The 13,570-nt window shown below is 49.6% G+C and carries 16 protein-coding genes and 2 pseudogenes; 14 read left to right on the top strand and 4 right to left on the bottom strand.

Features of this window, described 5'->3' with window-relative positions:
• Nucleotides 1-155: 155 nt before the first annotated feature.
• On the top strand, nt 156-368 hold the full coding sequence (locus A7090_RS13645; RefSeq protein WP_001295334.1) for a DUF2754 domain-containing protein: 213 nt from the start codon (nt 156-158) through the stop codon (nt 366-368).
• Between the two features lie 202 nt (nt 369-570).
• Here the strand turns inward: A7090_RS13645 and ddlA are convergent, their stop codons facing one another.
• Complete coding sequence (gene ddlA, locus A7090_RS13650; RefSeq protein ID WP_105274430.1) at nt 571-1,665, bottom strand: D-alanine--D-alanine ligase; 1,095 nt, start codon at nt 1,663-1,665, stop codon at nt 571-573.
• A gap of 77 nt (nt 1,666-1,742) precedes the next feature.
• On the opposite strand from ddlA, the pseudogene A7090_RS26190 reads away from it, so the two are divergent.
• The 5 genes and pseudogenes from A7090_RS26190 (at nt 1,743) to adrA (ending at nt 5,560) form a co-directional block, all read left to right on the top strand.
• Nucleotides 1,743-1,945, top strand: a pseudogene (locus tag A7090_RS26190) (hypothetical protein).
• Nucleotides 1,946-2,127: 182 nt separating this feature from the next.
• Complete coding sequence (iraP, locus tag A7090_RS13660; protein WP_105274432.1) at nt 2,128-2,388, top strand: anti-adapter protein IraP; 261 nt, start codon at nt 2,128-2,130, stop codon at nt 2,386-2,388.
• A 100-nt stretch (nt 2,389-2,488) separates the two neighbouring features.
• Complete coding sequence (gene phoA / locus A7090_RS13665; RefSeq protein ID WP_105274433.1) at nt 2,489-3,904, top strand: alkaline phosphatase; 1,416 nt, start codon at nt 2,489-2,491, stop codon at nt 3,902-3,904.
• A 118-nt stretch (nt 3,905-4,022) separates the two neighbouring features.
• Complete coding sequence (gene psiF, locus A7090_RS13670) at nt 4,023-4,343, top strand: phosphate starvation-inducible protein PsiF (protein WP_105274434.1); 321 nt, start codon at nt 4,023-4,025, stop codon at nt 4,341-4,343.
• Nucleotides 4,344-4,444: 101 nt separating this feature from the next.
• Nucleotides 4,445-5,560 (top strand): diguanylate cyclase AdrA, encoded by a 1,116-nt coding sequence (adrA, locus tag A7090_RS13675; RefSeq protein WP_105274435.1) that lies wholly within the window; start codon nt 4,445-4,447, stop codon nt 5,558-5,560.
• Nucleotides 5,561-5,576: 16 nt separating this feature from the next.
• Here the strand turns inward: adrA and proC are convergent, their stop codons facing one another.
• Nucleotides 5,577-6,386, bottom strand: coding sequence for a pyrroline-5-carboxylate reductase (gene proC, locus A7090_RS13680; protein ID WP_105274436.1), 810 nt, complete (start codon nt 6,384-6,386; stop codon nt 5,577-5,579).
• 119 nt (nt 6,387-6,505) lie between these two features.
• Between proC and A7090_RS13685 the strand changes: the two genes are divergently transcribed.
• From A7090_RS13685 to A7090_RS13720, 7 genes and pseudogenes are all read left to right on the top strand, one after another.
• Nucleotides 6,506-6,970 carry a YaiI/YqxD family protein gene (locus A7090_RS13685; RefSeq protein ID WP_105274437.1) on the top strand — a complete coding sequence of 155 codons (465 nt, stop codon included), beginning with the start codon at nt 6,506-6,508 and terminating at the stop codon, nt 6,968-6,970.
• A 176-nt stretch (nt 6,971-7,146) separates the two neighbouring features.
• On the top strand, nt 7,147-7,671 hold the full coding sequence (aroL, locus tag A7090_RS13690; RefSeq protein ID WP_105274438.1) for a shikimate kinase AroL: 525 nt from the start codon (nt 7,147-7,149) through the stop codon (nt 7,669-7,671).
• A gap of 49 nt (nt 7,672-7,720) precedes the next feature.
• Nucleotides 7,721-7,912: a protein YaiA gene (gene yaiA, locus A7090_RS13695; protein ID WP_001142439.1), complete on the top strand. Its 192-nt coding sequence runs from the start codon at nt 7,721-7,723 to the stop codon at nt 7,910-7,912.
• 257 nt (nt 7,913-8,169) lie between these two features.
• Nucleotides 8,170-8,847, top strand: coding sequence for an AroM family protein (locus tag A7090_RS13705; RefSeq protein WP_105274440.1), 678 nt, complete (start codon nt 8,170-8,172; stop codon nt 8,845-8,847).
• Between the two features lie 71 nt (nt 8,848-8,918).
• Nucleotides 8,919-9,203 carry a pyrimidine/purine nucleoside phosphorylase gene (gene ppnP, locus A7090_RS13710; RefSeq protein ID WP_105274441.1) on the top strand — a complete coding sequence of 95 codons (285 nt, stop codon included), beginning with the start codon at nt 8,919-8,921 and terminating at the stop codon, nt 9,201-9,203.
• 147 nt (nt 9,204-9,350) lie between these two features.
• Nucleotides 9,351-9,692 (top strand): annotated as a pseudogene (locus A7090_RS13715) (DUF2773 domain-containing protein); the annotation flags it as partial.
• A complete protein-coding gene (locus A7090_RS13720; protein ID WP_105274442.1) occupies nt 9,689-10,144 on the top strand; it encodes an SF0329 family protein in 456 nt (151 codons plus the stop codon). The pseudogene A7090_RS13715 and the gene A7090_RS13720, both read left to right, overlap by 4 nt.
• Nucleotides 10,145-10,211: 67 nt before the next feature.
• Here A7090_RS13720 and rdgC read toward each other — a convergent pair whose 3' ends face one another.
• Nucleotides 10,212-11,123 (bottom strand): recombination-associated protein RdgC, encoded by a 912-nt coding sequence (rdgC, locus tag A7090_RS13725; RefSeq protein WP_105274457.1) that lies wholly within the window; start codon nt 11,121-11,123, stop codon nt 10,212-10,214.
• 124 nt (nt 11,124-11,247) lie between these two features.
• Between rdgC and mak the strand changes: the two genes are divergently transcribed.
• Nucleotides 11,248-12,156 (top strand): fructokinase, encoded by a 909-nt coding sequence (mak, locus tag A7090_RS13730; RefSeq protein ID WP_105274443.1) that lies wholly within the window; start codon nt 11,248-11,250, stop codon nt 12,154-12,156.
• A 174-nt stretch (nt 12,157-12,330) separates the two neighbouring features.
• Here the strand turns inward: mak and araJ are convergent, their stop codons facing one another.
• Nucleotides 12,331-13,515, bottom strand: a complete 1,185-nt coding sequence (araJ, locus tag A7090_RS13735) for an MFS transporter AraJ (protein WP_105274458.1) — start codon at nt 13,513-13,515, stop codon at nt 12,331-12,333.
• Between the last annotated feature and the right edge of the window lie 55 nt (nt 13,516-13,570).

Raw genomic sequence — 13,570 nt, forward strand, 5'->3', positions numbered from 1 at the left:
ATGGACATTAGTATCGGAAACAGGAAAGGGAGGCGAAAGACGGTTTAAATGATGCGCTTACGTTAAATTTATTAACAGTTGCAGAAATGTTGTGTATACCACAGACGGATGTTGCAGAATATGCAAGGATGTTGTTTTTCGTTAACGGAGCTGCCATGAATCTGCCTGTAAAAATTCGCCGTGACTGGCACTACTATGCGTTCGCCATTGGTCTTATATTCATTCTTAATGGCGTGGTGGGTTTACTGGGATTTGAAGCAAAAGGTTGGCAGACCTATGCCGTCGGTCTGGTGACGTGGGTGATTAGTTTCTGGCTGGCGGGGCTGATTATCCGTCGTCGCGATGAAGAAACTGAAAACGCCCAATAACAGAGGAGTGGGCATTCTGGGGGCTGACAAAGTGCTCGTTGTTTTTGCCGGATGCGGCGCGAACGCCTTATCCTGCCAACAAAAGCATGCAAAATCAGTATACTGCAATTATCTGGTAGGCCTGATAAGCAAAGCGCATCAGGCAATCTTACGTTTGCCATCAGTCTTAAATGCCCAATAAAAGTTATTGGGCATCTAAAAATTACATTGTGGTTTTCAATGCGTTATCCGCAGCGTGACGCTCCAGCGCCAGTTCAATCAAACGCGTGATCAGGTCGGTGTAACCCAGACCACTGGCTTGCCACAGCTTCGGATACATACTGATGTTGGTGAAGCCAGGCAGTGTGTTGATCTCGTTGATCACCACTTCGTTCTCTGGAGTTAAAAAAACGTCTACACGCGCCATGCCTGCGCATCCCAACGTTTGATAAGCCTGAACGGCAATCGCCCGGATCTTATCGTTGATTTCTGGTGCAATGGCTGCCGGAACCACCACTTTCGCGCCATCTTCGTCAATGTACTTGGTGTCGTAGGCATAGAAATCGCTGGTTAGTACGATCTCGCCACAGGTGCAGGCTTGCGGATTGTCGTTGCCAAGAACTGCGCATTCGATCTCACGACCTTTGATCCCTTGCTCAACGATCACTTTATGATCGAACTCGAACGCCAGATCGACGGCAATTGCGAATTGTTCTTCATTGGTTACTTTGCTGACACCAACAGAAGACCCCTGATTAGCAGGTTTTACAAACAGCGGTAACCCCAGTTTAGACTCCACTTCGGCAAAACTGATGTTGTGACGATTAGTGCGCGTCAGGGTAATAAATGGCGCAATGTTCAGCCCGGCATCGCGCAGCAGACGTTTGGTGACATCTTTATCCATACAGGCCGCTGAAGCCAGAACATCAGAACCTACAAAGGGTAAATTGGCGACCCGCAGCATTCCCTGCAAGGAACCATCTTCGCCCAGCGTACCGTGGACAATCGGGAAAATGACATCCACCGTCGGCAACGGTTGACCGTTTTGCGCGTCGATAAGTTGATGCTCATGTTTACCTGGCACCTGCGCAAGACTGGTCGCCGAAGGGCGCAATGCAATATGGGCAGGATCGTCTGCATTTAGCAGATAATTGCTGGCATCGCTGACGTGCCATTGCCCTTGTTTATCAATGCCCAGCAGTACAACGTCGAAGCGACTTTTATCAATGGCATCGACAATGTTTTTTGCCGATTGCAGAGACACTTCATGTTCCGCTGATTTACCACCAAAAACGATTCCTACCCGCAGTTTTTCCATCTTGAAAACCTATCCCGTCTAACACAAAGTGCATACATTACCACGACAAAACGGGGGATTCGCGGCCTTCTGACAGAATGTTGCAATCTTCTGCTGACAAAGCGTGCAACGTACTGGTGAAGAAAGTGCGTTATCTCAATGATGTGCGCAAGATCACAAAAATGATGAACGGGAGGCGAATTTATTCCTGGTTTAAATGGCTATGCAGTGAGTTTTTTCTCTTAATGATAAGTTAGCGAAGAGAATATATTTCATAACTTTTACTTATAATAAAAGTTGATAATTAAAGGCCTGTATTTTATGTGGGTAACTTTTTAAATAAGAGAAACGTTTCGCTGGTAGCCAAATAAAAAAATATTTGTGCAAAGTATTTCCTTTGTCATAAAAATAATACTTCCAGACACTATGAAGTTGTGAAACATAATGTTAACTTCTCCATACTTTGGATAAGGAAATACAGACATGAAAAATCTCATTGCGGAGTTGTTATTTAAGCTTGCCCAAAAAGAAGAAGAGTCGAAAGAATTGTGCACGCAGGTAGAAGCTTTGGAGATTATCGTCACGGCAATGCTTCGCAATATGGCACAAAATGACCAACAGCGGTTGATTGATCAGGTAGAAGGGGCGCTGTACGAGGTAAAGCTCGACGCCAGCATTCCTGACGACGATACGGAGCTGCTGCGCGATTACGTAAAGAAGTTATTGAGGCATCCTCGTCAGTAAAAAGTTAATCTTTTCAACAACTGTCATAAAGCTGTCATGGCCGAGACTTATAGTCGCTTTGTTTTTATTTTTTAATGTATTTGTACATGGAGAAAATAAAGTGAAACAAAGCACTATTGCACTGGCACTCTTACCGTTACTGTTTACCCCTGTGACAAAAGCCCGGACACCAGAAATGCCTATTCTGGAAAACCGGGCTGCTCAGGGCGATATTACTGCACCTGGCGGTGCTCGCCGCTTAACGGGTGATCAGAGCGCCGCTCTGCGTGATTCTCTTAGCGATAAACCTGCAAAAAATATTATTTTGCTGATTGGCGATGGGATGGGGGACTCGGAAATTACTGCCGCACGCAATTATGCCGAAGGTGCGGGCGGCTTTTTTAAAGGTATCGATGCTTTACCGCTTACCGGGCAATATACGCACTATGCGCTGAATAAAAAAACCGGTAAACCGGACTATGTCACCGACTCGGCTGCATCAGCAACCGCCTGGTCAACCGGTGTCAAAACCTATAATGGCGCGCTGGGCGTCGATATTCACGAGAAAGATCACCCAACGATTCTGGAAATGGCAAAAGCCGCAGGACTGGCGACCGGTAACGTTTCTACCGCAGAGTTGCAGGATGCCACGCCTGCCGCGCTGGTGGCGCATGTGACTTCGCGCAAATGCTACGGTCCGAGCGTGACCAGTGAAAAATGTCCGGGTAACGCTTTGGAAAAAGGTGGAAAAGGATCGATTACCGAACAGCTGCTTAACGCCCGTGCCGATGTTACGCTTGGCGGCGGCGCAAAAACCTTTGCTGAAACGGCAACCGCCGGTGAATGGCAGGGAAAAACGCTGCGTGAACAGGCGCAGGCGCGTGGTTATCAGTTAGTGAACGATGCCGCCTCGCTAAATGCGGTGACGGAAGCGAACCAGCAAAAACCCCTGCTTGGCCTGTTCGCTGACGGCAATATGCCAGTGCGCTGGCAAGGACCGAAAGCAACGTACCACGGCAATATCGATAAGCCCGCTGTTACCTGTACGCCTAATCCCCAACGTAATGACAGCGTACCGACCCTGGCGCAGATGACCGACAAAGCCATTGAACTGTTGAGTAAAAATGAGAAAGGTTTTTTCCTGCAAGTTGAAGGTGCGTCAATTGATAAGCAGGATCACGCTGCGAATCCTTGTGGGCAAATTGGTGAGACGGTCGATCTCGATGAAGCCGTACAACGGGCGCTGGAATTCGCTAAAAAGGATGGTAACACGTTGGTCATCGTTACCGCTGACCACGCCCACGCCAGCCAGATTGTTGCGCCGGATACCAAAGCTCCGGGCCTTACCCAGGCGCTAAATACCAAAGATGGTGCGGTGATGGTGATGAGCTACGGGAACTCCGAAGAGGATTCACAAGAACATACCGGCAGTCAGTTGCGTATTGCGGCGTATGGCCCGCATGCCGCCAATGTCGTTGGACTGACCGACCAGACCGATCTTTTCTACACCATGAAAGACGCGCTGGGGCTGAAATAAAACCTCGCCCGGCGGTGAATTTTCGCTGTCGGGTGGTTTTTTTGCTGTTAGCAACCAGACTTAATGGCAGATCACGGGCGCAAACGCTCATGGTTAAAAGATGAAGAGGGATGGTGCTATGAAAATAACATTACTGGTTACCTTGCTTTTCGGCCTGGTTTTTTTAACCACCGTCGGCGCTGCCGAGAGGGCCTTAACCCCGCAACAACAGCGTATGACCTCCTGTAATCAGCAGGCGACGGCGCAGGCGTTGAAAGGGGATGCTCGTAAGACCTACATGAGAGATTGTCTGAAGAACAGCAAGTCTGCGCCTGGTGAAAAAAGTTTGACGCCACAGCAGCAAAAGATGCGTGAATGCAATAATCAAGCAACGCAACAATCTCTGAAAGGTGATGATCGTAATAAGTTTATGAGTGCCTGCCTCAAGAAAGCCGCCTGATATCTGATAGTGCTAACGGGTGAGCGATGAAAATGGCTCACCCGAAATTTCATACTTCTGCCTTTAGCCCCGTCTCTATAATTTGGGAAAATTGTTTCTGAATGTTCCCAAAAATAATGAATGATGAAAACTTTTTCAAAAAAGCGGCGGCACATGGGGAGGAACCTCCTTTAACTCCTCAAAACGAACATCAGCGGTCCGGGCTGCGCTTCGCCCGTCGCGTCAGACTACCCCGCGCGGTTGGTCTGGCTGGCATGTTCTTACCGATTGCGTCAACGTTGGTTTCGCACCCGCCGCCGGGCTGGTGGTGGCTGGTGCTGGTCGGCTGGGCGTTCGTCTGGCCGCATTTAGCCTGGCAGATAGCGAGCAGGGCTGTCGATCCGCTTAGCCGGGAAATTTACAATTTAAAAACCGATGCAGTATTAGCGGGAATGTGGGTAGGCGTTATGGGCGTAAATGTGCTGCCTTCCACCGCGATGTTGATGATTATGTGTCTGAATTTGATGGGGGCAGGCGGCCCCCGTCTGTTTGTTGCGGGTCTGGTGTTGATGGTGGTTTCCTGTCTTGTCACTCTCAAGCTGACGGGCATCACCGTGTCGTTCAATAGTGCGCCGTTGGAATGGTGGCTCTCCCTTCCTGTTATCGTCATTTATCCTCTGCTGTTTGGCTGGGTCAGCTACCAGACGGCGACCAAACTGGCAGAACATAAACGCAGATTGCAGGTCATGAGTACCCGCGACGGCATGACGGGGGTGTATAACCGACGTCATTGGGAAACAATGTTACGCAATGAATTTGATAACTGTCGGCGACATAACCGCGATGCGACGTTACTGATTATCGATATCGACCATTTTAAGAGCATCAACGATACCTGGGGCCATGATGTGGGCGATGAAGCGATTGTTGCGCTTACCCGACAGTTACAAATTACCCTGCGCGGTAGCGATGTGATTGGTCGGTTTGGCGGCGATGAGTTTGCGGTGATCATGTCTGGTACGCCAGCAGAGAGCGCCATTACCGCCATGTTACGGGTGCATGAAGGATTAAATACGTTACGCCTGCCGAATACGCCGCAGGTGATATTACGGATTAGTGTGGGGGGCGCGCCGCTGAACCCACAAATGAGTCATTATCGAGAGTGGTTGAAGTCAGCAGATTTGGCGCTTTACAAAGCAAAGAAAACCGGACGTAACCGCACCGAAGTGGCGGCCTGACGTCCGGCGAAAGTCATCAGGATTTGCTGAGTTTTTCTGATTTTTCCATACACTTCGTCATCGCTTCGATCACTGCGGCACGGAAGCCTTTCTCTTCCAGTACGCGTACCGCCTCGATAGTAGTGCCCCCTGGTGAGCAGACCATATCTTTCAGTGTCCCCGGGTGTTCTCCCGTTTCCAGCACCATTTTTGCGGAACCCATTACCGCCTGAGCGGCAAATTTATACGCCTGGGCGCGTGGCATCCCGCCCAGCACGGCGGCGTCGGCCATCGCTTCGATAAACATAAAGACGTAGGCTGGCGAAGAACCGCTCACGCCGACGACCGGGTGGATCATCGCCTCGGCAATCACTTCCGCTTCGCCAAAGCAGCGGAAAATATTCAGCACATCAGCGGTATCTTCTGGGGTCACCAGGGCGTTTGGTGTTACAGAGGTCATCCCGGCATTAACCAGCGCGGGAGTGTTCGGCATGGCGCGGATAATTTTCCGGTCATGGCCCAGCGCGCGGGCAAGCTGGTCGAGCGTGACGCCCGCCGCAATAGAAACGACCAGAGAGTCTTTATTCAGGCTGGAGGTGATTTCGCTAAGCACTTTAATCATGATGCCAGGTTTAACGGCGGCAAAAATGATGTCGGCGATTTGCGCCACTTCCTGCGCCGATTCTGCGGCGTTGATGCCGAATTGGTCATGCAGTGCAGCGACTTTATCCGGGGAGGGGGTATACACCCAGATTTGCCCTGGAAGTACCTGACCGCTGGCAATCAGACCGCCGAGAATGGCTTTTCCCATATTGCCGCAGCCAATAAAACCGATTTTCTTTTCCATTGCCTCACTCCTGCCGTGAAATTCATTGTTTTGATAATTGCTGGCAGAAGCATAAACAGAACTATGCCGGAAGGCAAAAGCGCGACACAATAGAAGATTACCCAACAAAGGATGATTTTATGACAATTTGGGTGGATGCCGACGCGTGTCCCAATGTAATTAAAGAGATTTTGTATCGCGCGGCTGAACGTATGCAGATGCCGCTGGTACTGGTAGCAAACCAGAGTTTACGCGTGCCGCCGTCGCGATTTATTCGTACGCTGCGCGTCGCGGCAGGTTTCGACGTTGCTGATAACGAAATTGTCCGGCAGTGTGAAGCGGGCGATTTGGTTATCACCGCAGATATTCCTTTGGCGGCTGAAGCCATCGAGAAAGGCGCGGCGGCGCTTAATCCGCGCGGCGAACGTTACACGCCAGCGACCATTCGTGAGCGCCTGACCATGCGTGATTTTATGGATACCTTACGCGCCAGTGGGATCCAGACCGGAGGGCCAGATAGTCTTTCACAACGTGACCGCCAGGCCTTTGCCGCAGAGCTGGAGAAGTGGTGGCTGGACGCGCAACGTAGTTACGGGGGAATGTAATTTATTATTTACACTTCATTCTTGAATGTTTCTTGGTATAGTAAGGAATGTATTGAAATTTGCACTTTGAGTGGAATTTTCTCTTTACAATCGAGATTGTACTAGTTTGATGGTATGATCGATATTCTCATGACACCGGCTTTCGCCGCATTGCGACCTATTGGGGAAAACCCACGATGACACAACCTCTTTTTCTGATTGGGCCTCGGGGCTGTGGTAAAACAACGGTCGGAATGGCCCTTGCCGATTCGCTTAACCGCCGGTTTGTCGATACCGACCAGTGGCTGCAATCACAGCTCAATATGACGGTCGCGGAGATCGTCGAAAGGGAAGAGTGGGCGGGATTTCGCGCCAGAGAAACGGCGGCACTGGAAGCGGTAACTGCGCCATCCACCGTTATCGCTACAGGTGGCGGCATTATTCTGACGGAATTTAATCGTCACTTCATGCGAAATAACGGGATCGTGGTTTATTTGTGTGCGCCTGTATCGGTCCTGGTTAATCGCCTGCAAGCTGCACCGGAAGAAGATTTACGGCCTACCTTAACGGGAAAACCGCTGAGCGAAGAAGTTCAGGAAGTGCTGGAAGAACGCGATGCGTTATATCGCGAAGTTGCGCATATTATCATCGACGCAACAAACGAACCCAGCCAGGTGGTTTCTGAAATTTGCAGCGTCCTGGCACAGACGATCCATTGTTGATTTTCGAGCGCCTATACTTAACGTTCATCCCGTAAAATAAGGAAGAACGATGCCAACGAAACCGCCTTATCCTCGTGAAGCATATATAGTGACGATTGAAAAAGGAAAGCCAGGACAGACGGTAACCTGGTACCAACTCAGAGCCGATCATCCTAAACCAGACTCGTTGATCAGTGAACATCCGACCGCTCAGGAAGCGATGGATGCGAAAAAACGCTATGAGGATCCTGACAAAGAGTGACCGCATCAGACTGCTCGGAAGGGACTCTGAGTGCCACGACAAGGGATCTGTGTCACATTTTTCACAATTCATGTTTTTCAAATAATTAGAATATTAAACAATAACAATCCATTACTGGAATCATTTGTAATCTTTACACTATGTCGTGTACGTCTGCTGCTACGCTTTTTGTCATTTGTAGCACAAGTAAGTGTCAGTAGCGGTGTTTAACACTTGCCCGGTAATTAACGACGAAATAAAAGTAAGGTGGAAGAAGAATGAGTGCGTCGTTGGCGATCCTGACCATCGGCATTGTACCTATGCAGGAAGTTTTGCCGCTCCTGACAGAATACATTGACGAAGATAATATTTCTCATCATAGCCTGCTGGGGAAGTTAAGCCGCGAAGAAGTGATGGCGGAGTACGCGCCAGAAGCAGGTGAAGATACCATTCTCACATTATTAAATGACAATCAGCTGGCCCTCGTTTCGCGTCGCAAAGTGGAGCGTGACCTGCGAGGTGTGGTTGAAGTACTCGATAATCAAGGCTACGACGTCATTATATTAATGAGTACGGCAAACATTAGTAGTATGACTGCGCGTAATACGATCTTTCTTGAGCCGTCGCGAATATTGCCACCGCTGGTTTCCACTATTGTTGAAGATCATCAGGTGGGGATTATCGTACCGGTTGAGGAGTTGCTGACCATTCAGGCGCAAAAATGGCAAATTTTGCAGAAACCGCCGATATTTTCATTGGGTAACCCCGTTCATGATTCGGAGCAAAAAATCATTGATGCCGGGAAAGAATTATTGGCAAAAGGCGCAGATGTCATCATGCTGGATTGTTTGGGATTTAACCAGCGTCATCGCGATTTACTGCAAAAACAGCTCAATGTTCCTGTCTTGCTCTCTAACGTATTGATTGCACGGCTGGCTGCGGAATTACTGGTGTAATTTTGCGTGACAGCCAACGCTATTGGCCCCTATAGTGAAGTAGATGTTCAACTACCAGACAGGGCCAGTTTATGCTTCAAAGTAATGAGTACTTTTCCGGCAAAGTGAAATCAATCGGCTTTTCCAGCAGTAGCACTGGCCGCGCCAGCGTAGGTGTTATGGTTGAAGGCGAATACACCTTCAGCACCGCTGAACCGGAAGAGATGACGGTAATCAGTGGTGCGCTGAATGTGTTACTGCCTGACGCGACCGACTGGCAAGTGTTCGAAGCCGGTTCGGTGTTTAATGTTCCTGGTCACAGCGAGTTTCATCTGCAAGTTGCCGAATCCACCTCCTATCTGTGCCGCTATCTGTAATTCCTCGCCTTCCCCTTGAACGGGAGGGCACTTTTCTGAAATATCCTCTTTTTCACCCATAATAATATTTCCTCTGCTGCGATTTTTTCGATTTCCGATATATTCATTATTCATCAAGGTTGATATAAATATCAGCGAAGATCTCCAGATATTGTTGCGGAACTGGCTACGATAAAAGATAAATCAGATGATGAATGGTGGCGTGCATTGCTGCAAAGTCGCAATGATCATTTGCGCCAAACGGCATTGCGCAACGCACATACCCCGGCGTCTTTGTTAACGACATTGACTGAGGCTCAGGATCGGGCGTTGGTTATTAATAATCCACAGTTGGCTGCCGATGTGAAAACGACGTGGTTAAAAGAGGATCCATCATTACTCTTATTTGTCGATCAACCCGATCTTTCGCTGTTACGTGATTTAGTGAAAACAGGGGCAACGCGGAAAATTCGCAGTGAAGCGCGTCACCGGCTTGAGGAAAAACAATGACACAACGCCCATGGAGCAAGTTACAACGGGAGATCTATGACATACTGACGCCAACGATCAACCTGCAAATTCACTGTACCCGTTATCCCATGCGCAGCCAAAATGGTGGAAGCACCGATTTACCGCGTTATTGGATCACGTTGGATAGAAACGTGATCTGGGATTACCCGAAAGACTTTATTGCAGGTAACGGTGGAGTGCGTAATTTTCACGGTGAAACTTGCTGGTATCCATACCTGACGGATATTTGTTCAATTTCAGATTTATTGCGTGAATATATTGATACTCCAAAAGCAGAGCTGTTAACAAAACAATTTACCAGCGATAAATGGGGGTTAGTGAATATTCTGCGTGCTGCTGACAGGCGAATAGGGATGAGACGATTAGATCAGTTACGGCGTAAAACGCATAATATCGCTGCGCTAAAAATTATTGCCCGCCGTAGTGAATAATGATGTGCTTCGTAGGCCGGATAAGACGCGTCAGGCGTCGCATCCGGCATTAAAGGTAAATCAGCAATTAACGTTGTGCTTCGCCACCTAATCCTTCGATCAGGTTTTGAATTAACGCTGCCAGTTCACCGGTCATCAGGATGAAATCGGCATCAAAACGCTGGGCGAAATCTTCACGGTCGATATCTTCGTTTTGATCGTGCAATTCGTCGCAGAACTTCAGACGCTTGAGCGAACCATCGTCGCACATCACAAACTGAATGCGCTGCTGCCAGTCGAGCGCCAGTTTAGTCACCACTTTTCCGGCTTCGATGTGATTGGTGATCTCTTCGCTGGTCAGATCTTGTTTCTTCGCGCGGATCACGCCACCATCTTCCAGCAGCGATTTTAGCTCGGCTTCATCAAGCAATTGGAAGCCCTGTGCCGCGCTACCGGAGCGTACCCATTCGGTCAGCGTCTGTTCAATCGGGTTTTCCATGTTCAATGGCACAACCGGTAACGACCCCAGGCTTTTACGCAGCAGTGCCAGCGTATCTTCCGCTTTTTTAGCGCTGGCACAGTCCACCATAATCAAACCGTTAACCGTGTCGAGCCACATCATTGTCTGACTAAAACGGCTGAAAGCACGCGGCAGCAGGGAGTGCAGCACTTCATCTTTCAGCGAATCTTTTTCGGTTTTCTTCAGCTTACGCGCCTGTTCCGCTTCCAGTTTGGCGATTTTCGCTTCCAGCGCCTGTTTAATCACCGGAGACGGGAGGATTTTTTCTTCTTTGCGTGCGCAGATAACAATTTGACCATTGGCAACGTGCGTTAACGCATCGCTGTGCGATCCCATCGGAGGAACCCAGCCCATCTTCGCCATGTCCTGGCTGCCGCATGGGGTAAATACCATCGAGGATAGCTGTTTTTCCAGCTCTTCAGCACGCAGCGAAATTTCGCGGCTAAGACGGTAAATCATTAAATTTTTGAACCACAGCATGATAATTTCCACGGCCTTGTCGTTAAATTTAGCGGGCATGATAACGAATTGTCGGTGGCCTTGCATTGCCAATCCGGTTGTCCGTCTCTACGCTATTGATATTGAAAAAAATAAGGAGAGAACCGTGCGTATAGGTATCGATTTAGGCGGCACCAAAACTGAAGTGATTGCACTGGGCGATGCAGGGGAGCAGTTGTACCGTCATCGTCTGCCCACGCCGCGTGATGATTACCGGCAGACTATTGAAACGATCGCCACATTGGTTGATATGGCAGAGCAGGCGACAGGGCAGCGCGGAACGGTAGGCATGGGCATTCCTGGCTCGATTTCGCCCTACACCGGCGTGGTGAAAAACGCCAATTCGACCTGGCTTAACGGTCAGCCATTCGATAAAGACTTAAGCGCGCGGTTGCAGCGGGAAGTACGGTTGGCAAATGACGCCAACTGTCTGGCGGTTTCGGAAGCGGTAGATGGCGCCGCCGCAGGGGCGCAGACGGTATTTGCCGTGATTATCGGCACGGGATGTGGCGCGGGCGTGGCATTCAATGGGCGGGCGCATATCGGCGGCAACGGCACAGCAGGCGAGTGGGGACATAATCCGTTACCGTGGATGGACGAAGATGAACTGCGTTATCGCGAGGAAGTCCCTTGTTATTGCGGCAAACAAGGCTGTATTGAAACCTTTATTTCGGGTACGGGATTCGCGACGGATTTTCGTCGTTTGAGCGGGCATGCGCTGAAAGGCAGTGAAATTATTCGCCTGGTTGAAGAAAGCGATCCGTTAGCGGAGCTGGCATTGCGTCGCTACGAGCTGCGGTTGGCAAAATCGCTGGCGCATGTGGTGAATATTCTCGATCCAGATGTGATTGTCCTGGGGGGCGGGATGAGCAATGTAGACCGTTTATATCAAACGGTTCCGCAGTTGATTAAACAATTTGTCTTCGGCGGCGAATGTGAAACGCCGGTGCGTAAGGCGAAGCACGGTGATTCCAGTGGTGTACGCGGCGCCGCGTGGTTATGGCCACAAGAGTAAAAAATGTCGGCAATTGGTGCATCATGCCTGATGCCTGATGCCTGATGCCTGATGCCTGATGCCTGATGCGACGCTTGGCGCGTCTTATCAGGCCTACAAAATGAGCAGCCTCGTAGGCCGGATAAGATGTTCGCGCCGCATCCGGCAACAAGTAACGTGTACCGTGACTGTAACCTACCCCAGTGGTTTTACCTGCACCGGACTATCTGCCGCTTGCTGGCGCTTATAGCGACCATACAACAGCAGCGACGACATCGCAGCAAATGAGAGCAGGGCGGCAGGCAGAGCCACGTAATTATATGCCAGTCCCAGCGTCAGCATCATACCACCGCAATATGCGCCGACGGCGCTACCGAGATTAAACGCTATTTGCCCACCAGCGGCACCTAATAACTCGTCACCTTTGGCATTTTGCAGTAACAATATTTGCAACGGTGCTGAAAGGGCAAATAATCCCGCGCAACAAATAAACGAAAAAATAAGCGACGTTATTTTCATGCCGCCGAAGAAAAAGAGCATCAGCAATGCCAGAACAATTATAAAGTCAGTCGCTGCCGCAATACGCAGGGGGGAATAACGTCCTGACATCCGGCCACTTAGCACATTACCCAGCACCATCCCAAGCCCAACTAACATCATAATAAAGGTCATCGCCGTTTCCGAAAAACCGGAAATAAACATCATGTATGGTTTTACGTAGCTGAACCAGGCAAATACACCTGCGTTGCCAAACATCGTGGCAGCGAAAATTAACCACGGGGCCGGGCTGCGCAAAAAGTGAAATTGTTCGCGCAATTTTCCTTTCGCCCTGTCGTGAATATCCGGTACCCAAAAATAGACCGATGCCATCACCGCAATATTAAAAACAGCGATCAACAAAAAGGTGTAGCGCCAGCTAAATTCCTGACTTAAATACGTTCCCAGCGGAATGCCCAGCAAATTGGCGACTGTCATCCCGGAAACCATGCCCGCCACGGCGGCGGTGACTTTGCCGGGTTTGATAATTTTCGATAACACGATCGCCCCGACGCCAAAAAATGCGCCATGTGGAAAGCCAGAAACCAGGCGGCCAATGGCGAGCATCAGGTAAGACGAAGAGAGCGTGAACATGGCGTTGCCAATGACGCACAATGCCACCAGAAACAATAAAATATGTTTGAGCGAGTAGCGGCTGGAAAAGAGTGCGATGATTGGCGCACCGATCACCACCCCCAGCGCATAATACGAGATCATATGCCCGGCTGCAGGAATCGAAATTCCTACGTTATGCGCCAGCTCCGTGAGCACGCCCATAATGCCAAATTCGGCCATCCCCAGACCAAACGTGCCCAGAGCCAAAGATAAAATGACTTTCTTCATACCACCATCACAACCAACAGAGCAGCTACGAATCATCGTAGCCAATAAAGTGATA

Source organism: Escherichia sp. MOD1-EC7003 (genome assembly GCF_002965065.1).
Classification (GTDB): Bacteria; Pseudomonadota; Gammaproteobacteria; order Enterobacterales; family Enterobacteriaceae; genus Escherichia.